Origin of the sequence: Mycobacterium sp. Root135 (assembly GCF_001426545.1) — a bacterium.
Lineage (GTDB): Bacteria > Actinomycetota > Actinomycetes > Mycobacteriales > Mycobacteriaceae > Mycobacterium.
The window spans coordinates 92,562-116,267 of record NZ_LMEZ01000008.1 but is presented as its reverse complement, the minus strand read 5'-3'; the positions used below and the strand labels follow the sequence as shown (position 1 = coordinate 116,267).

Sequence of the window (23,706 nt, the reverse complement as noted above, 5' to 3'; positions counted from 1 at the left end):
GCGGTTGAACCAAAGTATGGGAGTGGGTCCGCGTGCCGTCAACCCCGGACATCGACTGTTAACACGCCGGTGGACTAGACCAAGCGGTCACCCGGCCCGTGGCCCGGAGATACCCTGCATGGGTGACGGCGTCGAGGAGCGGGCGGAAGCCGTCGACGACCCCGCGCTACATCGCGATCGCCGCTCAGGTTCGGGACCGAATCCTCGTCGACCAGCTTGGACCTCACACCCTGCTGCCGTCGGAACGCGAGCTCGCGGAACTACATCAGGTCAGCCGGATGACCGCGCGGCAGGCGTTGTCACTGCTGGAGAACGAAGGCGTGGTCTACCGCCGGCCGCCGCGTGGCACGTTCGTCGCCGAACCCCGCGTGCGGTTCCACATCGGCAGTTTCTCCGAGGAGGTGTCCCGGCTGGGGCGTCACCCGGCGGCGAAACTTCTGTGGGCCGAACACCAGGAGCCGACGCCGTCGGTCCGGCTGGCCCTCGAACTCGACGACGGGGCGGCGGTGCACGTGTTTCACCGCCTTCGCACCGTCGACGACGTTCCGTTCGCGCTCGAGACGACGTTCCTACCGGCCGACCTGACCCCGGGCATTCTCGATCTCGCCGACGAAGGGTCCCTCTGGGCGACGCTGCGGGACCGGTACGGCATCGAACTCAGCCGCTCGACGGCCGTGCTGGAATCGATCGTCCTCGACGATTCCTCGAGTGCACAGCTCAACGTCCGGCCTGGCTCGGCGGGCACCCTGCTGACCAGGACGACGTTCGGCGCGGGCGACCGACGGGTGGAGTTCGCCCGCGACGTCTACCGCGCCGACCGGGCGTCCTTCGAGGTGTCGGTCGACCTGTCCTAACCCGCGATTCGTGCACCCGCGGTTGCGGCTCGCGCAACTCAGCGTGCACGAATCCCGCGGGTGGGGTCAGGCGGGGCGACCGCCGTTGATCATGTCCTCGCGCGGCACGACCTTCACGCGCTCGCGGCCCTGCTCCGCCCCGAGGGCGATCTCGTAGGCGTCGAGCTGCTCCCACTCGGCCCACGTCGTGTAGTCGACGCCCCGGCCGGAGAGATGGGCCAGGATCGCGTCGGGATCGGAGACCTCGGCGGTCGCAATGCCCGGCAGATCCGCCAGCAGACTCGTCACGGTTTCCGCGGCATCGGACTTGGTGTGCCCGATGAGGCCGATCGGCCCGCGCTTGATCCACCCGGTGACGTACGTGCCCTCCATCATCACACCGTCCATGTCGAGTACCCGGCCCTTGTCGTGCGGCACCACGCCTGCGCCGTGGTCGAAGGGCAGGTCGGCGAGATGCGACGACATGTACCCCACCGCGCGGTACACCGCGTCCACCGGGGTGTCGACGAATTCGCCAGTGCCCCGGACGGTTCCGTCACCGATCAGCTCGGTGCGCTCGGTCCGCAACCCCTCGACGCGGTCCGTGCCCAGAATCGCCACCGGCGCCTGGCAGAGGTGGATGTGAATACGGTGCGGCGCGCCGGTCGGCTCCTTCTCCATGTAGCGCATCAACGTGTCGACCACGAGCTTGGTCGACTTGCTCTTGCTTATCGCGGCCTGGCTGGCCTCGTCGATCTCGAAGCCCTCGGGGTGCACGATGACGTCGACGCTCGGCGAATGCGACAGCTCACGGAATTCCATTGGGGTGAACTTGATTTGGGCCGGACCACGGCGGGCGAACACGTGGACGTCGGTGGCCCGGTTGAGGGCCAGACCGCGATACACGTTGCCGGGAATCTCGGTTGTCAGCTGCTCGTCGGCGGGTTTCGCGAGCACCCTGGCGATGTCGAGTGCGACGTTGCCCGCCCCGAGGACGGCGACGTTCTTCGCCGTCAACGGCCAGTCCCGCGGAACGTCGGGATGGCCGTCGTACCAGGACACGAAGTCCGCGGCGCCGTGACTACCGGGAAGGTCGACGCCTGGGATGTCCAGCTCCCGGTCGGCGCGCGCACCGGTGGAGAAGATGACCGCGTCGTAGAAGTGCCGCAGATCCGACAGCTTGACGTCCGTGCCGTAGTGGACGTTTCCGAGGAAGCGGATGCCGTCGCGGGAGAGCACCCGGCGCAGCGCCTTGATGATCTCCTTGATGCGCGGATGATCCGGGGCGACGCCGTAGCGCACCAGGCCGTACGGGGCCGGGAGCCGGTCGAACACGTCCACCTGCGCGCCCGGGTGATCGTTGACCAGGGTGTCCGCGGCGTAGATGCCCGCCGGTCCTGCACCGATGACCGCGACTCGAATACGCCTCATGACCCACCTTTCAAATTTAGGTAAGCCAAGCCTAAATATGAATGGCGGGCGTGTCAGACCTACGTCCCGAGATCCCCGTCACGTCGAGATTCCGTCGGGGCGAGCAAGTCGACGGCCATCTCCCGCAGTTCCACCTTGCGCACCTTTCCCGTGACGGTCATCGGGAACTGCTCGATGCTGCGGACGTAACGCGGAATCTTCTGGCGCGCAAGCTTGTCCGCGGCGAAGGCGCGCACGTCGTCCGCCGACAACTCTGGTGCTCCGTCCCGAAGGACGACCCACGCCATCAGTTCTTCCCCGTACTTCTCGTCGGGCACACCGATCACCTGGGCGTCCAGCACGTCGGGATGGGTGTAGAGGAACTCCTCCACCTCGCGGGGGTAGACGTTCTCCCCGCCACGGATCACCATGTCCTTGCTGCGGCCGGTGATCTGCACGTAGCCGGCGTCGTCCATGATCGCCAGGTCCCCGGTGTGCATCCAGCCGTCGGCGTCGACGACCTCGGCGGTCTTCTCGGGCTCGTCCCAGTAGCCGAGCATCACGCTGTAACCGCGGGTGCACAGCTCGCCAATCTCACCGCGGTCGACCGAGTCACCCGACGCATCGACGATCTTGATCTCGAGATGCGGCCCCACTCGGCCCACGGTGCCGACACGACGTTCGATCGGATCGTCGGTACGCGTCTGGGTCGACACCGGTGAAGTCTCGGTCATGCCGTAACAGATCGACACCTGGTCCATGTGCATCCGCGAAACAACCTGTCGCATTACGTGTTCGGGGCACGGCGAACCGGCCATGATCCCCGTCCGCAGCGACGACAGGTCGAACGATTCGAAGTTCTCGAGGGCAAGTTCGGCGATGAACATCGTCGGCACCCCGTAGAGGCTCGTGCAGGACTCGGCGTCGACGGCCGCCAGCGTCGCCTCGGGGTCGAAACTCGGGGCGGGGATCACCATCGCCGCGCCGTGGGTGAGGCACGCGAGATTGCCCATCACCATTCCGAAGCAGTGGTAGAACGGCACGGGTATGCAGACCCGATCGGCTTCGGTGTAGGCCAAGAGCTCGCCGACGAAGTAGCCATTGTTGAGAATGTTGCCGTGCGACAACGTCGCGCCCTTCGGCCGACCCGTCGTTCCCGACGTGTACTGCACGTTGACGGCGTCGCCGGCACTGAGCGTCGCGGCGACGGCGTCGACCCCACGGTCGTCGTCGGCGAAGAGTTCCGAAAACGCCTCGGTGCCGAACAGCACGACCCGCTCCAGGCCGGGGCACGACGGTGCCACCTCCGCGAGGATGCGCGCGTAGTCGGAGTCCTTGAACGTCTGCGCCGCGAACACCCACCGCAGGCCCGCCTGGTTGACCACGAACTCGAGCTCGTGAGCGCGATAGGCCGGGTTTATCGTGACGAGGACGACGCCGATCTCGGCGGTGGCGAACTGCACCAGCGTCCACTCCCAGCGGTTCGGCGACCAGACGCCCACCCGGTCCCCCGGACGCAAGCCCGCCGCCAGTAGTCCCGCCGCCAGGCGCCGAACATCCTCGCGCAGTTCCGAATACGTCCACCGCCGACCCGCCGGGAGGTCCACCAGCGCTTCGCGATCCGGCCACGTTTCCGTCGTCCGTCGCAGTGCCTGCCCGATCGTGTCCGTCAGCATCGCCGGGTGGGACTCACCGCGGGTGTACGACGGCGTCACGAGGTGACGCCGATGGTCAGCGCATCGTCGCGCCACTCGGAGGCGATCGCCTGCCCACTGTCCGCGGCCGCTTGCTCCCTGGCTCGGAGTTCGACGCGACGAATCTTCCCGGAGATCGTCTTCGGCAACTCGTAGAACTCGACCCGTCGCACCCGCAGGTACGGCGGCAGGTGCTCGCGGGCGTGCCGGAGAATCTGGAATGCCGTGTCCTCGTTGGCCTCCCACCCGGCGGCCAGGGCCACGTAGGCCTTGGGCACCGCGAGGCGCGTCGCATCGGGTGCGGGCACCACCGCCGCCTCGGCCACCGCGGGATGCTCGATGAGCACGCTCTCGAGTTCGAACGGGGAGACCTTGTAGTCCGAGGACTTGAACACGTCGTCGGTGCGGCCGATGTAGGTGATGTGCCCGTCCGCGTCGCGGCTGGCGACGTCGCCGGTGTGGTAGTAACCGCCGGCGGTGACGGCCAGGTTCTTCTCGTCGTCGTCGACGTAGCCCGTCATCAGATTCACTGGCGTGGCAGTCAGGTCGAGGCAGATCTCCCCCTCGTCGGCGAGCTCGCCGGTCAACGGGTCCACGATGACCACGGGGACACCGGGCAGCGGCCGGCCCATCGAGCCCGCCTTGAGCGGAGCGCCGGCCGTGTTGGCAACCAACGCAGTCGTTTCCGTCTGACCAAACCCGTCACGGATCGTCAGCCCCCACTCCCGCCGAACGTGACCGATCACCTCCGGATTGAGCGGCTCACCCGCGCCGATCGCCTCCCGCAGCTTGCCCCCGCCACCGCTGAGATCGGCTTGGATCAACATCCGCCACACGGTCGGTGGAGCACAGAACGTGGTCACTTCGGCGCGACGCAGCTGGTTCAGGAGACCGACCGCGTCGAACCGCGAGTAGTTGTAGACGAAGATCGTCGCCTCGGCGATCCACGGCGCGAAGAAGCAACTCCAGGCGTGTTTGGCCCAGCCTGGCGAGCTGATGTTCAGGTGCAGGTCACCCGGCCGGAGTCCGAGGAAGTACATCGTCGTCAGGTGCCCAAGCGGATACGAAACCTGGTTGTGCTGCACCAACTTTGGCTTGCTGGTCGTGCCGGAGGTGAAGTACCACAGGAGCGGGTCGGTCGCCGCCGTCGTCGTCGTGAACGCGGTCGGACGGTCGACGGCATACGCCTCCCGATAGTCCAACCACCCGGCTGCGCCGTCGACGCAGATCCGCAAGAACTCGCCAGGGACGTCGTCGAACTTCGCGACGTCGGCGGCATTGGCGATGACGGCCTTGGCGCGCCCCCGGCTGATGCGGTCGGCCAGGTCGGCCGTGCCTGCCGCAGTGGTGGTCGGCATCAGGATTGCGCCGATCTTCATCACCGCCAACATCGACTCCCACAGCTCGACCTGGTTGCCGAGCATCAGCAGCACCGGGTCGCCCTTGCCGATTCCGAGCGACTCCAGCCACCTCCCCACCTGGTCCGAGCGGTGGGCCATCTCGTCGAAGCGGTACTTCGCCTCGGAGCCGTCCTCCTCCACGATCCACAGCGCGGTGTCGCGATTCCCCCGAGCGATCACGTCGAACCAGTCGACCGCCCAGTTGAACGACTCTCCCAGCTCGGGCCACGTGAACTGGGCGCACGCGCCGTCGTGGTCGCCGTAGCGCTCGAGCAACAGGTCGCGAGCCTCGCGGTATGCGCGATGCGCAGCGCCGGGCATGGGGCTTCTCCCTTCTGAGGCCCCGTGACGACGAGGCACGAAACAATCGGCGATTCCCACGCTAGTGGTGGCGACGGGTGCCATGGTGGCGATCGCGGCCACCGCCGCGACTGCGTCATTCCGGGCAGCAGTGCTTCGGTGTGCTGGCAGGCGCGTTCAACGAAGGGTTGCGATCGAAGAATCCGACGGGTTTGAGCGTGAATCCCGCATAGTCGACGGGCATTACCGGCCAGTCCTCGGGACGCGGAAAGTGTGTCAAACCAAAGGTGTGCCACAGCACCACGTCTTCGCCGTCGAGGTCGCGGTTCTTCGCGACGAAGGCAGGCAGGCCCGCCTGGCCCGGGTTCTGGTTGACGAAGTCGCCGGCCGGGTAGCGTTCGTCCTTGTCGTACCGGGTCACCCACAGATGCTTGGTCGAGAACGCCGCGCGCTGCGCAACCGAGCTGGACGGATCGGCGAGCAGAACCGGCTGCCCCTCGGGATGCAGCGCATACCCCACGTCTTGTCCGAGCCGATTCTTCTTGTCGGGGTTGGTCACGTGCCAAACCCGCGCCTTCGAATTGTCGGCCAGGCGTTGACCGTCGGCCTCGCGGGTGATCGTCGTCTTATTGGGCCGGAACGCGTTGCCCCACGGATTGTCGGGGCCCATCGGCATCGGCACCGCGTCAACCTCGGTCACGACGTTGTGGCTGCCGTCGACCTCCATGTCCAACCGTGCCGAGAACAGGTGCTGATGGAACGGCGCCCCGAGGCCGGGTGCGATCTCGGTCGAGTACCCATCGGACCCTCGGTACGCCGAGGGGAACACGATCCCGGTGGCCTTTGCCTCGAATTCGATGGTGCCGTCGAGATACAAGTACCAGTAGAAGCCGTAGTCGTAGTTGCCGATGGTCAGGAAGAACGAGATGACGAGGCGTCGCGAGCGACGCGTCGCGGCCATGCCGTTGAACATGTCGGTGTGCTTCCACAGCACCCCGTAGTCCTCCTCGTGGAGGCAGATGGCGTTCTTCATGACCCGAGGGTGGCCCGACTCATCGGCGATCGTGGCGTCGAAGTATTGAATCTCGCCGAGACAGTCGCAGCCCAGCTCGAGCGAATTGGTGTAACGCCCGAACAGGTACTCGCCCTGGTCGAAGTAGTTCTGCCAGTATCGGACCGGCGACGGGTCGGCATAGGGCACCACCATCTCGGCGATCGAGGCACGGTAGACCACGGGTCGCCGCACACCGTTGTCGGTGAACGACAGCTGGTGCAGGGTCAACCCCTCACGGACGTCGAACCCGAAACGGAAACTCCAGTCGGCCCAGCTGATTTCGTTCCCGTCGACGGTGAAGCTGGCGCCCTCGGGCTGGGTGATCTCGATGGGCTTGAGGTCAGTGCGCTCGGGCACGGCGTGGGGAGCCGCATCCCATTGGCCGCGCTCGGCCGGCACGGGCAGCACCATCTCGTCGATCACGCGGACGACGCGGCGTTCGGTGAGGTCGACGTAGGCGACGACGCCGTCGATCGGGTGTGCCCACGGCAGGTCCGCCTCGTCCTCCTGGTAGAAGGCGAGCACCCGGACCATGCGATGGCCCACCTCGTCCTCGTGCCCGAAGACCCCGGCAGACAGTGGCACGGCACGGACTTTGGACGGGTTGATGGTTCGCGTGCGCATCGCGGCTAGCCAGTCGTCGCTGGCGAGCAGGAACGACTCGATGTCCTCGAACTCCGCGTCGAGAATCGGGACGTGTCCCTCACGGCTTGCGTCCACCGTCCGCGAAGAGACGATGGTGTTGCCGGTGACCGACACGACGACGTCGGATCCCGTCCCCGTGCGGCGGTCGAGCAACAGGACTCGGACCCGTCGCTCCACCTCGTCGCCCGCCGCGAAGGCATGCACCACCGACTTGTCGGGTTCGTCGAGCCCCACGTAGACGAAACGGGTGTCGGCACTGACCAGCCCGGCGTCGACGACGACGTCGCGGGCGGTGTCGATCTCCTCAGCGTTGAGCGGGCTCAGCGGATGTTCGGCGGTGGTGCGCCGGGCAGGTGCAATGGTCATCGGGCAATCCCCTCGTTGGTGGCGGACGTGTCGGTTGTGGACGTGGTGTGTGGACGTAAGACGGCGACGGCGACGCCGGCCAGGAAGACACCGACTAGCAGGAGGCCGATGACGACTGCCAACGTGGTCGACCCGCCGACTAGCAACGGCAGCTTGGCAATGGTCATGACGAGCAGGATGGCCAGCCCGACGAGTCCGAGGGCGGGCGCCACCAGGGTGTTCCACGACCTGCGGTCCACCGAATGTCGGCGGAAGTAGACCAGGACGGCGACCGACGTCAAGGTCATCAGGGCGATGATCCCAACCGAGGACAGGCCGACGAACCAGGCGAAGACTTGGCTTACGGGATCGAGCCCGGCCAGTGCCGACACCACGACGAGCACCAGCGCTGAAACCGTCTGCACCACCGATGCGACGTACGGCGAGGAGTGCTTGGCGTGCGCCCGACCGCAGCTCGCCGGCAGCGCCGAACCGTTCCCGAGCGAGAAGATGTACCGCGACAGCACGTTGTGAAAGGCGAGCAAAGCGGCGAACAGACTGGAGATCAACAGGATCTGGACCAGATCGCCCGCGACGGCGCCGACATACTTCTTGGCGGTCTCGGTGATCATGCCCTCGGGGTTCTCGGTGGCCAGCGCGACGGCGCCGTCGTCGCCCCACGCGCTGACCATCACCCAACTCGACAGTGCGTAGAACCCACCGATCAGGAGCAGTGCGATGTACGTCGCCCGAGGAATGGTGCGCTCCGGATCCCTTGCCTCATCCCGGAATACCGCGGTCGCCTCGAAGCCGATGTACCCGGCGAGCGCGAAGATCAGTGCGATACCGGGTGCCCCGGCGAAGAACTGACCCGGGCTGAACGCATCGGAGGAGAACCCCGACTCCCCACCACCCCGGACGATCACCGCGGCGTCGATCACCAAGACGATTCCGACCTCACACAGCAGCAGAACTCCGAGCACCTTCCCCGACAGTTCGATGTGGCGATAGCCGAGCACGGCTACGACGGCCATGACCGCGACGGCCCAGAGATACCAGGGAATCTCGGGTCCGCCATGGGTGGTGACGAGATCGTTGATCGCCGCCCCGAGATATCCGTACACGCCGCCCTGGACCGCCGTGTAGGACAGCAGCGCCAGGAAGGCCGCGCCGAGGCCCCAGTGTCTGCCGAGTCCCTCGGTGATGTAGGTGTAGAACGCACCGGCACCCGGTACGTGCTTGGCCATCGCGGTGAACCCGACGGCGAAGAACAGCAGGACCACGGTGCACACGACGTAGGTCGCCGGGAAGGCGGCGCCGTTGCCTGCGGCGATGCCGATCGGTACCGTTCCCGCGATCACGGTCAGCGGGGCCGCCGCCGCGACGACCATGAACACGATGGCGCCTGGTCCTAGTCGGCCAGCCAATGTGTTCGACGCACCGCTGACGTTGGTGCCCGGCGAGGGCGGTGGAGCCTTGATGCTCATGATTCCTGACTTTCGGCTTGGTCGTCGGATTTACAGGGCGATGTTGACGGACTTCGATTGGGTGTAGTCGGCGATGGCGCCCTCCCCGAGTTCTCGGCCCCAGCCCGACTGCTTGTAACCACCGAACGGCAGCGCCGTGTCAAAGGCGTTGTGGCAGTTGACCCATACAGTGCCTGCCTTGATCTGCGCGGCGACGTCGTGCGCCCTTGAGACGTCGCGCGTCCACACGCTGGCGGCAAGTCCATAGGGCGTGTCGTTGGCTGCGGCCTTGACGCCGTCGGCCCGTGAGAACGGCACCGCCACTGCCACCGGTCCGAAGATCTCCTCCTGGTAGACGCCGAAGTCGCTCCTCACGTCGACCAGCAGCGTCGGCTCGACGTAGAAGCCTTCGTCGCCGTGTCGAGACCCACCGGCCAGAGCCGTTGCACCATCGGCGATTCCGGCGTCGATGTAGCCGGTGACGCGGCCAAGTTGCTCGGCCGAGATCAACGGCCCGATGTCGTTGGTCGGGTCGAGGCCGGGTCCGATCTTCTGTGATCGCGCGAAATCCGCCAACTCCGACGTGAATTCGTCGAAAATGATGTCCTCGATCAGCAACCGGGTGCCAGCCGTGCAGGCCTGACCGTGGTTGAAGAGGAAGCCCGATGCCACCCCTGGCACCGCACTCTCGAGGTCGGCGTCGGCGAACACCACCTGTGGGCTCTTGCCGCCGAGCTCCAGCGACACCTTCTTGAGATTGCCCGCGGCCGCCGCGACGATCTTCTTGCCGACCTCGGTCGAACCGGTGAAGGCCACCTTGTCGACGCCGTCGTGGGCGGACAGCGCGGCTCCCACGTCACCGAAACCGGTGAGCACGTTGACCACGCCGTCGGGCAGGCCGACCTCGGCGATGACCTCTGCCAACATCAACGCCGTCAGCGGGGTCTGCTCGGCGGGCTTGAGAATCAACGTGTTCGCGCATGCCAGGGCCGGCGCCAACTTGAAGGCTGCCATCACGAGGGGAAAGTTCCAGGGCACGATCTGCGCGCAGACTCCGACCGGCTCACGCAGCGTGAACGCGTGGAACCGCCCACCGGGCGCCCACGGCACGGACACCGGAATGGTCCGGCCCTCGATCTTCGTCGCCCAGCCCGCGTAGTAGAAGAAGATCTCGGCGGCCCAGGTCACGTCGACCGCCCTGGCAACTGCGACCGACTTGCCGTTGTCGACCGATTCCAGCTGCGCGAACTGGTCAGCGCGGGCGAGGATGCCCTCGCCGATTCGCCACAGCAATCGCTGCCGCTGAGCAGGCGTGATGGTGCGCCACGGGCCGTCGTCGAAGGCTCGGCGCGCGGCGGAGATCGCGCGCTCCACGTCCTCGATACCGGCCCGCGGTACGGATGTGATCACGCGACCGGTCGCCGGGTCGACGGTGTCGAACGAGCGACCCGACGCCGCCCCGACCCACTGGCCGTCGACGAACATCTGCTTGGCCGTCGAAACGAATTCGACGACGGCTGGATCGAGACTGACGAGCGAACTTTCGATCGTGGTCATGGTGCCCCTACCTAAGAGGTGAATTACGCAGTGCCACTGCTCTTTCCGGAGCATTGGCGTGCACCTGTCGGCGCTGGCCTCGGGCATGACGTTAGGACGCGAACGTGGTCGATGTCACTGCGAAAATCGAATGGATATTCCCGGCGCGGCGATTCTCATTCGGCTCGATCAGCGCATTCTCATTTGACCGTCGACTTCCACCCCACGTCGGGGCACGTTCGCCGGACGTGGCGCCCCCATGACAGGGCCGGACCGTCAGTCGATTCTCATTTGGGATGACTGGATGTTCACGAAATCCTGGCCACGGTGTGCGCTCGGGCGGGCTACGGTGCTCTACGCGCTGGTGAAACGAGGTGAGTCGTGTCGAAGAACCTGAACGTCAGGGCGAGTTCGCCCGTCGCCGGCCTCGGCCGGGGTCGACTCACGTTCGTCCAAGTACTCGCTCAATCGGTGTCGGCCGTAGCGCCGTCGGCAGTCATGGTGACGCTTCCCGCGCTCGTCATCCCCGCCGCTGGCCGGGCGACCATCGGCGTGTTCGTCGCCGCTGCCGTGCTCATGACGCTCGTCGGGTATTGCGTGGCGCAGTTCGCCACGCGAATGGTCGCCGTCAGCGGCCTCTACTCCTATATCGCCAAGGGCCTCGGTCCGCGGCCGGGCTTCGCAGGCGGGTGGTCGCTGGTCATCGGCTACGCCTGCGCGGCGATGGCGAGCGTCCTCGGGGCAGCAAGCTATTCGGCTGCGCTGCTTGGCCGCATCGGGGTGCCGTCGACGACAGCATTGGTCGCGGTGTGCGCTGTGGTCGTCGGAGGTGTCGCGCTCGCGCTGATGATTCGTGGTGTCCAGGTGTCCTCGCGCATCACCCTCGTGGTCGAAGCGTTCGCGATCGTCGTCGCCTCCGCCGTGCTCGTCGTGGCCTTCGTCCAGTCGTGGCACACCGAGCAACGACCTCGGGTCCTCGACGACCCACCCTGGACCAGTTCGACCGTCGCCTTCGCCTTGCTGATCGCGATCACGTCGTACGTCGGTTTCGAAAGCGCCAGCACCGTTGCGCGAGAGGCACGCAATCCGCTGACGGCAGTGCCCAGGGCGGTCAAGTGGACCCCTCTGGTGCTCGGCGCGCTCTATGCCGGGGCCGCCTATCTACAACTGGCCGGACCAGTCCACCAAAGCGATTCGCTGACGATCGTGCTCGCCCTGCCACCAGAAGCAGGGGGGATGTCGAGTGAGGTGGCCTCGGCGCTGTCGGTGCTCGTCGAATTCGGCATCCTTGCGTCCTGGCTGGCGTGCGTGATGGGTTCGGTGACCGCGCTGTCCCGGACCCTGTTCGCGATGGGTCGGGAAGGTGTCCTCCCCGCCGCACTTGGTCGCGCGCACAGCCGATTCCAGACGCCCTACGTTGCCCTTCTCGTCGCGGTTCCCGTCGTCGTCGCCGTGCCGATCGGGTACCTGAGCATGTCGGGATCGCCGCACGACGTCTTGATGGGACTGCTTGCAGTGTCGGCGCACGGCTACGTCATCGCCTACGTCCTGGTCTGCATCGCGACGCCGGCATTCCTGCGCCGCATCGGTGAATTGACCGTGATGCCGCTCGTCTTCGGCCCGCTGTCCGCGGCCGTCATGACGGCGCTCGTCGTGTGGGCCGCGTTGTCGCACACGTTCTTCGCAGGCGCCGCGACCGCGGTGTACTTCGCCCTGATGGTGGTGGGCGCGGCTGTCTTCCTGGTCCGCGTGGCGCGCTCGCGCAGCCGACTCCAAAACGTCGGTGTCTACGACGAACCGGTGGCCGACGACCTGCTGATGACCTACCAGCCGTGGGAGGTGCGTCGATGACCAGCGCCGTGAACTCCTTCTCGGGACGACAACCCAAGGCGGTGCAGAGCGCGCTTCGCGTGCTGGAGCAGGTGGCCCGCGCCGGTGCCGGCGTGACGGCAAAGGAGGTCTCCGCGACGCTGGATCTGCCGTCCGCCACCACCTATCGTCTTCTCAACATCCTCGTCGGTGAGGGCTACCTGGTGCGGCTGCCAGACCTCACCGGGTTCGCCCTCGGGCACAAGATCGGAGTGCTCATCGACGCCGCGGTGGCACCGACCGTGCCTGCCGCGGCCCGCGAGGTGCTCACGGACCTTCGCCTCACCATGCGGTTCGGGGTCCACCTCGCCTACTTCACCAACGCCGCAGTGCGACTGGCCGACGTCGACTCGGAATACCCTCCGCCGCACGACGAACCGTTCCTCAACAAGAACTTGCATGCGTGCGCGCTCGGCAAACTGCTGCTGGCCGAGAAGGACGCTCCGAGCTCGCTGCTGTCCCCCGCCGCGGCGACGTCGGTGCGGCCGATCCCCGCGGACGCGGTTCTGCGGACCGAGTTGGCCACGGTCCGCGCGGATGGTTTGGCAACGCAGGCAGGCGAACTGGATGCGACGTCGGCGTGCGTCGCCGTGCCGATCCGGTCGGCGACCGGATCGCTCATTGCCGGGCTAGCGCTGTCAGGCGACGTCGAACACGCCCCTGCGATGAGCCGTTGTGTGCCAGCACTGCGAGAGTGCGCAGAAAAGCTCACGCCCCTGGTGGGTTGACCTCGTGGTCTGACCGACTGCGCCAGGCGATGGTCAGCTGGACCCGGGACTTCACGCCAAGCTTGCGGAACACTGCCCGCAGGTGGGTGTTCACCGTGTTGGCCGACACGCTCAACGCCTCCGCGGCCCTGCGGTTGGTGTAACCCGTGCTGATCAACTCCACCACCCGGAGCTCCGTGGGCGTCAACGACGCCCACCCGGTGTGCGGACGGGGCGCAGAATGACTCACCCGACTGCCCTTGATGCCATGACTACGAAGCAGATTCGACATCGTCCGACTGGCCGCGGTGGCGCCGACCCGCTGATAGATCTCGGCGGCCTCGACGAGGGCGTCGACGGCTTCGGCGGATCTCTCGCGGCGCAACAGGGCCGATCCAAAGTCCTTGAGGGCATCGGCCAACAACATCGGCCGAGGCGACTCCCGGAGCGCACCGACTGCGCCGGCGAGCACCTCGGGATCGTCCGCCAGTAGACCGCGGACGTGTAGCGCGACGCCGTCCAGACTCGCAACCCCGGGATTTCGCACCGCCGCGGCGTCCGCGAGGCGCGACGCCACGCCGGCCAACTCGCGATTGCCCGCGGCGAGGCCGATGTCGGCGAGGATGCGCATCCAGGGCGGCGTCCACGGCCACGGGTCGCGGACGTCCTCCGCACGTTCCAGGAGTGGGCCCAGCACCGCCATCGCGCCTGCCATGTCGCCGGCACTGGCCTTCACCCAGCCGCGCATCAGTCGCGCGCGCGGCGATCGGTCCCCGTCGGACAAGCGGCAATCGTTCTCGACGGGCACCAGTAGTTCTGTGGCCCTGCTGATTTCACCCCGATAGCTCGCGATTGCCGCGAGCACCATCCGCGCGTTGAGCCGGTAGCCGTGGTTCTCGGTTTCGTCGGCGAGCCTCAACAAGGTGCGCGCACCCGCCTCCGCGGCGTCGAACCTGGCGAGATTGTGGTCCTGCCACATCTGGGCGTAAAGCATTGAGGGAAGCAGCTTGTCGACGTCCTCGTGAGCCTCGCGAATCTTCCCAAGCAGGGCTTCGGCGTCGTCGTAGGCATCCAGGTGCTGAAGGGTACGGATCTCCTCGGCCTCGTAGGCGGTGTCCGACAGCCGTCGCAGGTCGGCGAAGCGGTCCAGCGCGAGGCGGTGTCGCCCCTCGTTGCGGGCGGCCTCGATCAACGCGATCACCGCCAGGCGCTGCGAGTACTCGTCCCCCACCCGGCGTCCCTCTGCGAGTGCGGCATTGGCCATGGACTCCGCCTGCGGCGCCGACACGGTTCGGGACGCGGCCAACGCCTGCGCCGAGGACAGCTGAGCGCGCAACGTCAACGAGACGTCGACCCGAGCCAAGGCCGCAGCGGCCCGTCGCTCCATCTCGACGCAATCACCGAGGCACCACAGCGCGCGACACGCCTGAATCTCGATCCGCGCGAAGGCATCCGGCTCCGCGGCGACGTCGAGCAGCCGATCGGCGATGGTCAGCGCCTGTCCCTCACGCCCCACGTTGACCAGCGTCTCGACGGTCCGAGTGCCGGTGACCAGCCACTGCGGATGCGATGGCGACGTCAGCGCAAAGGCCTGCTGCGCCAGCTCGGCAGCCTGCCCAGGCATCGACACCAGGCATTCGCTGGCCGCCCGTTCCAGCGCAAGGATGGCTTCTTCGTCGTTCTGCGCGGCGCTGGCGCGATAGTGGGTCGCCGCGGCGAGAGCCGGCCGACCCTCACCGACGAGATAGCGGGCGCAGGCGCGGTGCAAAGCACGGCGATCACCGGGTGCGATGTCGGCGTACACCGCGTCCCCGACGAGGTCGTGGGGTAGGAACACCTCGTCGTCGGCGGTGCCGAGCAACCCGTCGTCGACCCCTTCCCTGACGAGCAAGCCGACCTGCCCCTCCGACAGGTTGCCCAGCAGGCGGCCGGCGTCGGCGGCGTCGAGGGACCGCCCCCACACCGCCGTGAGCCGCACCAGGGCCGCGGCCTGTTCCGACAGCTCGCCCATCCGCTCGCGCACGCCCGCCGACAGTTCGCCGGACAGGTCGCCGACCCCTTGGCCGCGCTCGCGTCGCCGGGCCAACCCGTCGAGCACCTGGACCGCCCAAAAAGGGTTTCCGCCAACACCATTCAGAAGTGTCTTGACGTGATCCGAGGGTTCCGCGCCCAGTCGATCCGACGCGAGGCTCTCGATGTCTCCGGGGCCCAACGGCCCCAGTGAAATACGCGTGATGGCGGTGACGTCGTCGGTGCCCGCGATGACCTCCTGAAGGGGTCCGGTCGGCGCCCATCGACTGGTGAGCACCCACACCACCGGTGACCCGGCCAGCCGAGAGGGCAGCACGCGGAGTGCGAACCTGGTCAACCGGTCAGCCCACTGCACGTCGTCGACGGCGATCAGGACGGGCGCACTCAGGGCGATCTCCTCGAGGAGGGAACTGATCCGGTCGACCAGCCACAGCGGCTTGTCGTACAGCGGCGCAAGGCTGGCGAACGCCTCACCGGGCAGAAGCGGCTGACGCCCCGACCGCAGCGCTACCAGCAGCGGTGCGCCGGGCGCGATCTGATCGCCCTGCTCGGCCTTGCCGCTGCCGACGACGAATCCGGACCTCGACGCCTGTTCGACGACCTCGCGCATCACGGCCGACTTGCCGATGCCAGGCTCGCCGCTGATCACGACCAGGGAGCCCTGACCCGTGCTGGCGGCCCGGCGCAGCGCGGTCAGCGCGCGCGACATCGCGTCGCTGCGGCCCCTCAGCACTGTCTGAGCCATGTCGTTCCGTCCCGTCCACCGGCCTCCACGAGGGCCCGCCTTGCAGAACGCCGAATCCCGGGAAAAATTTCCACGGCTCGGGCACCGGACACGGCGCCTCCTCACTCGTTTGGATGATATTGACGACGACGTGGCGCCCGCGGAGGTTCCGCCGAGGCCGCGGTTACCGGTTCGAGGCCCACGAGCGGGTGACTTGCGGGAAGACGTCCCGACGGGCGACGACGCCCGCGCCGGGCATACCAGCTGCCACGTGCCGGAACCCGGATTCCCAGATGAGCTGGGCAAACGCGGCCGGCGGCGGCGTCAAGATCATCAGTTCGAGCGATGTGCGCGCGACTGCCCGCGTGGTTGAGTCATCCAGTTCGTGATGTTACTCGCAAGTAGGTTCCGCTGTGTCGGAGCTCACATCCAGCCAAGGAGTTCCCATGCAAGCTGCCGCCGTCCGTCGCCCCCACTTCGCGGCCGGAGTCGCGTTCGTCGGAGCGAGTGTCATCGCCGCCGCCGCCGTCACCCCGATGCCCGAGATCCACCTGCCCGACGTCCAGCTGCCCTCGATTCACGTCGCAGACGTCGACCTCGCCGCGCTGGCGAATCCGATCGAGCTGTACACCCAGGTGTTCCAGACCGCGCTCGCCAACACGAACACGCTGATCGAGAACACCGTTCCTGGCCAGCTGCTGAACCAGATCCTGCAGAACCAGGTCAGGAGCGGCGCGGCGCTTCTCAGCGGGCTGTCGACCGCGGGCGGCGGAATCGCCGCCGCGGCCACGCAGGTGCCTGCGGCGCTGGTGACGGCCGTCAACCAGCTCACGGCGGGCAACGTCGAGGGCGCGGTGAACACGCTGCTCGGAGTCCCCCTCGCGGTCGCAGCGCCCGCCTTGAACCTGTTGCCCGTGCTGGGGACCGTGCTCACCCAGCCGCTGACCAACCTCGTCAACGTGGTCAACGCGTTCACCAGGGACCCGCTGGCGACCCTGTTGGCCGTCAGCGGTTTCGTCGCACCCTTGATCAGTGCCCCCGCCGCCGCGGTGGCTGCCGTGCAGAACGTCATCAACGCCGTCGGCACGGGAAACCTGGGGGCGGTGGCGAATGCCATCGTGTCCGCGCCAGCGACGATCGCCGACGGCATTCTCAACGGCGGTTACGGGCCCAATCTCGGACCGATTGCCGGCATCCCGGCGGGGTCCGGAATCGTCGTCAAGGCCGGCGGTCTGTTGGCTTCCAGCTCGTCCTCCTTCGACGCCGACGGCAACTTCGTCATCAACACCGGAGGCCCCCTGTACGCGCTGCAGCAAGTGCTCAAGATGATCACCCAGGCGATCAAGCCCGTTGCGCCGACGGCCACCATCGCCAGCCTGCCAACGGCGGCCACGGCCACCATCACTCTGAGCACCGCCCCGGCGACGACGACCGACACCACCACTGCAACCGCGGGTGTTGCCTCCGCCGACAAGCCGGCCGTCACCGACAAGACCTCGAGCACGTCCGCCACCACCAAGGACGGCAGCGAATCTGCCAGCGCCCCAGCCGATTCGACGAAGGATACGTCTCCCGAGACGGCGACTGACACGTCGACAAAGACCTCGACGGGGACCCCGGCCAAGACCCCGGCCGAGACCCCGAGCAAGGCGTCCTCGCCCACCAAGCCGGCGAGCTCGGCACCCGACGTGACGACCGGCAACAAGGTCGAGCCGGGAACCACGGCCGGTGCTGACGCGCCGAAGTCGAATGGCTCGAGCGCCTCGACGACCGAGAAGGACGGAACACCGGCCGCGGGGTCGACGACGGCCGCCGCCGGCGGCGCGGAGAAGGGCGCGGGCGCCGCGTCGGGCAGCGAATCGAAGGGCGCCGCGAAGGGCAGCGCCGCTTAGGCACACGACCGCTTCGAAGGGGTCCCCGCCAGCACTTTGCCTGGAGGGGACCCCTTTTCGGCGATCGGTCGACCTAGCCGGCCCGAAGCGTCGCCGCCAGGAAGTCGAAGACCTTCTGGTGCAACGCATCGTCGGCGTCGCGCATCACCACGTACGTGACGGGTGCGGTCATCGCACGGGCGAAACTGGCCGCCTGCCCCGCACGTGACGCGTCGCCGGTGTTTTCGAGGACCAGGGTGGGGCTGGTGATGTGGCGGATGTCGTCTCTGGTCAACGTGTACTCGGCGGAGCTCCGGACGTAGTCGACCGCGGTCGCGCCACCGAATGCCCATTTACCGGTCCGAAGGTCCCGGCGCGCCCTGGCACTCTCCTTCATCACGACGTCGAGCAGCGCGACCGCCTCGTCGTCGCGCTCGTCTTCGACGAGGCTGAGGATCGGTTCCGGAATCGGCGGGGACGACGCGTAGAACGTCGTCATGCCGTCGTTGCAGACGATGGCGGCCGGCCGCCCGCCGTGCGCGGCATACCGAGCAACCAGGTAGCCGCCGAGGCCGTGGCCGAAGTGCACGATCGCGTCGGCGTCGACTTCCGGAATCCCCGAGGCGAAGTCGACGACGGGGCCGAGAACGTTCTCCCAATCGGGGCGCATCGTCACCTTCTGCTCGCGCAGCATCGCGCCCTGCCCCGGACCGTCGTAGGCCAGGAAGTTGTAGCCGCGTCGCAACGCAGCCGCCCCGACGACGAGGTAGCCCTCTTCGCACGACGCGCCAAAACCGTTGGTGTATATGATCGTTGGTCGCGGCTTCCCGCCGTCGTCGACGAGGAACAGGTGCCCCGGCATGGTGCCACCCTCGTACGGGATGCGCACGGTGGCGAACCGCGCGTCCGCCATCCCCGCGGCGCGCTCGAAGTACCCGCGTGAACAGCGCGCGAGGCTCATCGCGCCGAGGTCATCGCCCGGATCGTCCCCGCAGAAGAAGTCGGCAAGACGAAAGTAGTTCGAGGCCCGCAGGAACGCCTCCCGCGCACTGACGACGTCACCGAGGTCGAGCGACGCCTGACCGTGCCGCGCCACACGCTGCGCCGTCATGCGCCATGTGGTCTGCCACGCGTCGTCGTCGCCGTCCGGGATTCGCGCGGCCGTGGCGAGCATCTCGCCGACATCGGCTCCCCCGTCGCCCACGAACCCGGCCGCCCACAGCGTCTCGAGCGTCGCGGCCTGGTCGCGAGGGGTGAACTGTTCGGTCATGCCTTCGATCGTGTCCTGCCGGCCCGCCGGCGTCGACGACGCTTACCCCCAAACGGTCTACCGGCTACCCGGTATTGCCCCGGTGTCTAGGCTCGGGGAATGGCAGCACCCAGTCGCATCACAGCCGAGTTGATCGTCGAATGCTTGGAGAACGAGGGCGTCACCCACGTCTTCGGCATTCCCGGCGAGGAGAACATCAGGCTGGTCGACGCGCTCTCGAGATCGTCGATCGAATACGTGCTTACCCGGCACGAGCAGGGTGCGTCGTTCATGGCGGAGGTCTACGGCCGGCTCACGGGCCGGGCCGGGGTTTGCTCGGCGACCCTGGGTCCCGGTGCCATCAACCTGCTACTCGGCGTCGCCGACGCCACGACCAATTCGACTCCGGTGCTTGCCCTTTCCGCCCAAGTCGGGATGCGGCGCAGCTACAAGGAGTCGCATCAGGGCGTCGACCTGGTTGCGATGTTCGCGCCGGTCACCAAGTGGTCCGCGCTGGTCGCGACGCCCGGCGCCGTGCCCGAGATGGTGCGCAAGGCGTTCAAGCTCGCCCAAACGGAGCGCCCCGGCGCGGTGTACCTGGCCGTCCCGGAGGACGTCGAATCCGCCGACGCCCCCGAGGCGGCCGTCCCGCTGCGGGTCAACGTGCCGCGGCCCGACGACCCCTCGGCAACCCAGATCGCCCGCGCCGCCGAGATTCTCAGGACCGCCCGCAACCCCGTGGTGCTGGCCGGTCACGGCGCCGCCCGCACCGATGCCTCAGCCGCGGTGCGCCGCTTCGCCGAGACACTCGACATCCCGGTGGCCACCACGTTCCACGGCAAGGGCGTCATGCCCGACGACCATCTCCTGGCACTGGGCGCGGTCGGCTTCATGCGTCACGACTACGTGAACTTCGGGTTCGACCAGGCCGACGTGATCGTGGCGGCGGGCTACGAACTCCAGGAGTTCGACCCGGTCCGCATCAACCCCCGCGGCGACACGAAGATCATTCACATCCACCGCTTTCCGGCCGAAGTCGACGCGCACTACGACGTCGCCGTCGGCCTGCACGCCGACATCGGGCGCTGCCTCGACGAGCTGGCCGCCGCCGTGAAACGCGAACAGCCGCCGACGTCCGGGCAGGAGCGCATCAGGGAGCTGCTTACCCGGGAGCTCGACAACGGCCGCGACGACGACAGGTTCCCGCTCGCGCCGGCGCGCATCGTCGCCGACACCAGGGAAGCACTGGGACGCGACGACATCGTGCTCGTCGACACCGGGGCGTTGAAGATGTGGATGGCACGGCTCTACCCGACCTACGAACCCAACACGTGCCTGATCTCCAACGGCCTGTCCACCATGGCGTGGACGCTGCCCGGTGCGATCGCCGCGAAGATCGCCCGGCCCGAGGCCAAGGTCCTGGTGGCCACCGGCGACGGCTCGTTCCTGATGAACTCCCAGGAAATCGAGACGGCGCTGCGGGTCGGCACCCCCATCGTCATCCTGATCTGGGTCGACGACGCCTACGGATTGATCAGTTGGAAGATGGATCTGGAGATCGGCCACAACGTCGACACCCGGTTCACCAATCCCGACTTCGTCGCCTACGCAGAAAGTTTCGGCGCCAAGGGATACCGCATCGCCTCAGCCGACGAATTGCTGCCGACTCTGCGCGAGGCGCTGGCGGCCGACACGGTCAGCGTCATCGCCTGCCCGGTCGACTACAGCGTCAACAGCGCTCTCATCGAGTCGCTGGGTGAGCTGGACGAGTCCTGGTCATGAGGCTCCGCACCAGGTAACAGACGGCGCTGATCAGGTAGAAGCCCGCCACCAGCAGCAGCCACCGCGAGAGGTACGGCTCCTGGGTGAGGCCGGTCGCCGCGGTGTAGGTGAAGGCGCCCTGCTCGACGATGCCGGGCAGGAACATGGCGAACGTCAACGCCGTTGCGAGGGTGGGTAACCGGAGGTAGTTGAGGATCGGCACCCGCCGCGCCGTATCGGCGTCGGTACGTCGGCGCCCCTTGGGCAGCAACCGCTCGGCGAGCGCATACAGCGGGAACAGGATGAGGTCGTGGCCGATGACTGCCACGGCGAACCACACCGCGATCGACTGCCACCACACCCGGGGGTTGAACAACTGGTCGACCCCGAGCACCGAGATCGTGTAGGCGCCGAGAGCCAGTGCGGCCACCAGGACGATGAGGTGCAGGACGTGGTCTCCGTACAGACGCCTGAAGGCGGACATCAGGACTCCCGGAATTCGATGGAGGCCACCCACTTGGTGCAGTGCACACCGGGAAGCGCAGGCACGATGATCCTGGCCGGGTAGCCGTGGTCCGGTGACAGCTCCGCGCCGTTCACCCGAAATGCCAGTAGCGCATCGGGATTGAGCACTTGGTTGCGCTGCAGTCGGGCCCGGTTGAACGCCCCGAACCGCTCCAGGGAGGACACCACCGCCGACCCCGGTACCGGTCGCCCCGCCGCGGCGGCGAGGTCGGCGAGCCGCACGCCGGTCCACGTCTCGACGGTCGACCAGCCCTCGACGCAGGCGATCGGCAGGTCGACGGTGTGCTGCGGCATCGCGGCCAATGCGGCGCGGTCGAGGACGACCGGTCCCGGGCCGTCGAGCAGTTGCAGACGCCACCGGTCACCGGTCAACCCCGGGTCGATGCGCGCGCTGGCCGCGGTCCGGTTGACCTGGAAGTCGTTGGGTCCGCCGCCGTAACTGCGGCCCCGCGGCAACAGGATCGCGAATTGGCGGGTCCAGCCGCCGATGGTCTGGCCTACGGTCAACACCGCCACCAACAGCGCGCCACCGCCGACGACCGCCAGAATCCCCCGGCGGCTCAGCGTTGGCGGATCCGGATCGGGCGCCACCAACCCGTCCTCGTCGAGCGGTTCGGGCACGGTGTCGGCCCGCGAGGTCCGCAGCACGGTGATGAATGAGCGAGACCGCAGACTGCGAATCATCGTGGGCAGCTTGATCGCGACGTGAGAGACGAAACCCGCGATGAACACCCACGCGCCGAAGTAGTGCGCGGTGTAAAAACTGAACCCGAAGATGTAGTCGTACTGGATGTTCAGCACACCGGTGACGATCTCGAAGAGCACGCCGCCGACGATCATCAACAGCGAGATGCGCTCGAGCACGCTGGCCAGCGACCGGGCCGGTGGCCAGGTGAAGAGCCGAGGGATCACCGACCAGAGCTTGGCGAGCACCAGCGGGACCATGATCAACCCAAGGCCGACGTGCAGCCCCTGGTTCAGTCGGTACAGCCAACTGGGGTTGCTCGGCCAGTCGAACGACGGCAGCTTGAGCCACCCCACGTCGAACGGAATGGCCTGGCCGAACTTCGGCCCGTACGCAATGTAGGACAGCAGGCCGGTGACGATGACGATCGGCAGCACGACGAGCAGCGCGGAGGCGAAGACCGACGTCAGCCACGGACCGCGCAGCGGACTGCGCCATCGGATCCGAGACAGCCCTGGTGGCGGGTGTTCCTCCAGCGCCCGCCAGAGGCCGGCGGGAAACCCGCGGCGTGGGGGTCGGTCGTGATCGTCCACGTGTACCCATTCGTTGCCGTTGTCGGAGCGGATGTCGACGCTGACTCCGTACCTCAGTGTCACCTCGTCGGCGACGCGTTACACGGCAATGGGAAATGGTTTGGCCGACGACTACCGCGCGACGTCAGCGGCCAACTCCACCAGGATCTCGACGACGGCCGCAACGGCCGGACGGGTGGCCGCACCGGTGCGGGTCACGGCCTCGATGCGACGGGCGGCCCGCACCCCGCCGAGCGGCTTGCGCACCAGGTCGCGAACCCCCATGGAGTAGCGCGGCATCAGCGCTATCCCGACCCCGGCGAGCACCAACTCCTCGACGACGCGGAAGTCGTTGACCCGTTGCACGATTCGTGGTTGCACTTCCGACACCGCGGCCAGCGACCGCATCACGTCGTCGAGGACGAGGCCGCCCTCGACGCCCACCCACGACTCCTCGGCCAGATCCCGCAGTGCCACCTCGTCCTGGCCTGCGAGGCGGTGGCCGGGAGGTAGCAGCACGTCGAAGGGTTCCCTCAGCAGCACGGTGGTGTCCAGCCGCGGGCTCAGTTGCGTCGTGTCGCGCGCGTCGCGGTGCACCACCACGACGTCGGCGTCGGCCAGCAGTGCGGGCGCGTTCGCCGCGGGCTGGTCGACGTCGCGGCCGAGCACCTCCACGCCCAACTCGGCCGCGCGAGTGATGAGGCCCGCCAACAGCATTGCCGCACCCGACGGGAACATCACCACCCGGACGGTGCCGCGGGGCGTGGTCCGGTAGCCATCCATGTCCGCGTGGGCGCGATCCAGCGCGGCGAGCACCTCGTCGGTCCGCGCGACCAGGGTGCGGCCCGCGTCGGTGAGCCGGACCCGCCGCCCGTCGGGCTCGAGCAGTGGCACCCCCGCCTCGCGCTGCAGGATCTTGAGCTGCTGGGACACCGCGGACGGAGTCAGCGACATCGCCCGGGCCACGGCGTTCACGGTGCCGCGTTCGGCGAGTTCTCGCAGCAGCCGCAGCCGCTCGACATCCATGTA

16 protein-coding genes are annotated in these 23,706 nt (G+C 67.6%); 5 read left to right on the top strand and 11 right to left on the bottom strand.

Annotated elements, in window-relative coordinates; all coding sequences use genetic code 11:
- Positions 1-122 precede the first annotated feature (122 nt).
- The gene (locus tag ASD37_RS24335; protein WP_056557755.1) at positions 123-854 is read left to right on the top strand and encodes a GntR family transcriptional regulator; all 732 of its coding nucleotides are present in this window, start codon (positions 123-125) and stop codon (positions 852-854) included.
- 66 nt (positions 855-920) lie between these two features.
- Here ASD37_RS24335 and ASD37_RS24330 read toward each other — a convergent pair whose 3' ends face one another.
- The 6 genes from ASD37_RS24330 to ASD37_RS24305 all read right to left on the bottom strand — a co-directional run bounded on the left by ASD37_RS24330 (position 921) and on the right by ASD37_RS24305 (position 10,704).
- Positions 921-2,264, bottom strand: coding sequence for an FAD-dependent oxidoreductase (locus tag ASD37_RS24330; RefSeq protein WP_056557754.1), 1,344 nt, complete (start codon positions 2,262-2,264; stop codon positions 921-923).
- 59 nt (positions 2,265-2,323) lie between these two features.
- Entirely contained in the window at positions 2,324-3,919 is a 1,596-nt protein-coding gene (locus ASD37_RS24325) for an AMP-binding protein (protein ID WP_056558234.1), read from the bottom strand.
- Between the two features lie 35 nt (positions 3,920-3,954).
- Positions 3,955-5,658 carry an AMP-binding protein gene (locus tag ASD37_RS24320; protein ID WP_056557752.1) on the bottom strand — a complete coding sequence of 568 codons (1,704 nt, stop codon included), beginning with the start codon at positions 5,656-5,658 and terminating at the stop codon, positions 3,955-3,957.
- A 115-nt stretch (positions 5,659-5,773) separates the two neighbouring features.
- Positions 5,774-7,702 carry a primary-amine oxidase gene (locus ASD37_RS24315; protein WP_056557750.1) on the bottom strand — a complete coding sequence of 643 codons (1,929 nt, stop codon included), beginning with the start codon at positions 7,700-7,702 and terminating at the stop codon, positions 5,774-5,776.
- Positions 7,699-9,168, bottom strand: coding sequence for an APC family permease (locus ASD37_RS24310; RefSeq protein WP_056557748.1), 1,470 nt, complete (start codon positions 9,166-9,168; stop codon positions 7,699-7,701). The genes ASD37_RS24315 and ASD37_RS24310 overlap by 4 nt, the downstream gene beginning before the upstream one ends.
- 30 nt (positions 9,169-9,198) lie before the next feature.
- A complete protein-coding gene (locus tag ASD37_RS24305; RefSeq protein ID WP_056557746.1) occupies positions 9,199-10,704 on the bottom strand; it encodes an aldehyde dehydrogenase family protein in 1,506 nt (501 codons plus the stop codon).
- Between the two features lie 360 nt (positions 10,705-11,064).
- Between ASD37_RS24305 and ASD37_RS24300 the strand changes: the two genes are divergently transcribed.
- On the top strand, positions 11,065-12,534 hold the full coding sequence (locus tag ASD37_RS24300) for an APC family permease (protein WP_056557744.1): 1,470 nt from the start codon (positions 11,065-11,067) through the stop codon (positions 12,532-12,534).
- A complete protein-coding gene (locus ASD37_RS24295) occupies positions 12,531-13,280 on the top strand; it encodes an IclR family transcriptional regulator (RefSeq protein WP_056558231.1) in 750 nt (249 codons plus the stop codon). Before ASD37_RS24300 ends, ASD37_RS24295 begins: the two co-directional genes overlap by 4 nt.
- On the opposite strand, the gene ASD37_RS24290 is transcribed toward ASD37_RS24295, so the two are convergent.
- Complete coding sequence (locus ASD37_RS24290; RefSeq protein WP_056557742.1) at positions 13,261-16,035, bottom strand: AAA family ATPase; 2,775 nt, start codon at positions 16,033-16,035, stop codon at positions 13,261-13,263. The two genes, ASD37_RS24295 and ASD37_RS24290, sit on opposite strands and share 20 nt — an antisense overlap.
- 425 nt (positions 16,036-16,460) lie before the next feature.
- On the opposite strand from ASD37_RS24290, the gene ASD37_RS24285 reads away from it, so the two are divergent.
- Positions 16,461-17,906, top strand: coding sequence for a hypothetical protein (locus ASD37_RS24285; protein ID WP_056557740.1), 1,446 nt, complete (start codon positions 16,461-16,463; stop codon positions 17,904-17,906).
- 73 nt (positions 17,907-17,979) lie between these two features.
- Here ASD37_RS24285 and ASD37_RS24280 read toward each other — a convergent pair whose 3' ends face one another.
- Positions 17,980-19,155 carry an alpha/beta fold hydrolase gene (locus ASD37_RS24280; RefSeq protein ID WP_056557738.1) on the bottom strand — a complete coding sequence of 392 codons (1,176 nt, stop codon included), beginning with the start codon at positions 19,153-19,155 and terminating at the stop codon, positions 17,980-17,982.
- Between the two features lie 99 nt (positions 19,156-19,254).
- Here ASD37_RS24280 and ASD37_RS24275 point away from each other — a divergent pair, with 99 nt between their 5' ends.
- The gene (locus tag ASD37_RS24275; protein WP_056557736.1) at positions 19,255-20,916 is read left to right on the top strand and encodes an acetolactate synthase large subunit; all 1,662 of its coding nucleotides are present in this window, start codon (positions 19,255-19,257) and stop codon (positions 20,914-20,916) included.
- Here the strand turns inward: ASD37_RS24275 and ASD37_RS24270 are convergent.
- The 3 genes from ASD37_RS24270 to ASD37_RS24260 form a co-directional block, all read right to left on the bottom strand.
- Positions 20,876-21,379, bottom strand: a complete 504-nt coding sequence (locus ASD37_RS24270; protein WP_056557734.1) for a hypothetical protein — start codon at positions 21,377-21,379, stop codon at positions 20,876-20,878. The genes ASD37_RS24275 and ASD37_RS24270 overlap by 41 nt on opposite strands.
- Positions 21,379-22,641: a molybdopterin-dependent oxidoreductase gene (locus ASD37_RS24265; protein ID WP_235568552.1), complete on the bottom strand. Its 1,263-nt coding sequence runs from the start codon at positions 22,639-22,641 to the stop codon at positions 21,379-21,381. The genes ASD37_RS24270 and ASD37_RS24265 overlap by 1 nt, the downstream gene beginning before the upstream one ends.
- Before the next feature lie 168 nt (positions 22,642-22,809).
- Positions 22,810-23,703, bottom strand: a complete 894-nt coding sequence (locus ASD37_RS24260) for a LysR family transcriptional regulator (protein WP_056557732.1) — start codon at positions 23,701-23,703, stop codon at positions 22,810-22,812.
- Positions 23,704-23,706 lie beyond the last annotated feature (3 nt).

Coding starts and splice junctions, on each gene's coding strand:
- ASD37_RS24295 (WP_056558231.1), top strand. CDS start 12,531: ATGACCAGCGCCGTGAACTCCTTCTCGGGACGACAACCCAAGGCGGTG.
- ASD37_RS24260 (WP_056557732.1), bottom strand. CDS start 23,703: ATGGATGTCGAGCGGCTGCGGCTGCTGCGAGAACTCGCCGAACGCGGC.
- ASD37_RS24330 (WP_056557754.1), bottom strand. CDS start 2,264: ATGAGGCGTATTCGAGTCGCGGTCATCGGTGCAGGACCGGCGGGCATC.
- ASD37_RS24270 (WP_056557734.1), bottom strand. CDS start 21,379: ATGTCCGCCTTCAGGCGTCTGTACGGAGACCACGTCCTGCACCTCATC.
- ASD37_RS24290 (WP_056557742.1), bottom strand. CDS start 16,035: ATGGCTCAGACAGTGCTGAGGGGCCGCAGCGACGCGATGTCGCGCGCG.
- ASD37_RS24305 (WP_056557746.1), bottom strand. CDS start 10,704: ATGACCACGATCGAAAGTTCGCTCGTCAGTCTCGATCCAGCCGTCGTC.
- ASD37_RS24310 (WP_056557748.1), bottom strand. CDS start 9,168: ATGAGCATCAAGGCTCCACCGCCCTCGCCGGGCACCAACGTCAGCGGT.
- ASD37_RS24325 (WP_056558234.1), bottom strand. CDS start 3,919: ATGCTGACGGACACGATCGGGCAGGCACTGCGACGGACGACGGAAACG.
- ASD37_RS24285 (WP_056557740.1), top strand. CDS start 16,461: ATGCAAGCTGCCGCCGTCCGTCGCCCCCACTTCGCGGCCGGAGTCGCG.
- ASD37_RS24320 (WP_056557752.1), bottom strand. CDS start 5,658: ATGCCCGGCGCTGCGCATCGCGCATACCGCGAGGCTCGCGACCTGTTG.
- ASD37_RS24275 (WP_056557736.1), top strand. CDS start 19,255: ATGGCAGCACCCAGTCGCATCACAGCCGAGTTGATCGTCGAATGCTTG.
- ASD37_RS24280 (WP_056557738.1), bottom strand. CDS start 19,155: ATGACCGAACAGTTCACCCCTCGCGACCAGGCCGCGACGCTCGAGACG.
- ASD37_RS24315 (WP_056557750.1), bottom strand. CDS start 7,702: ATGACCATTGCACCTGCCCGGCGCACCACCGCCGAACATCCGCTGAGC.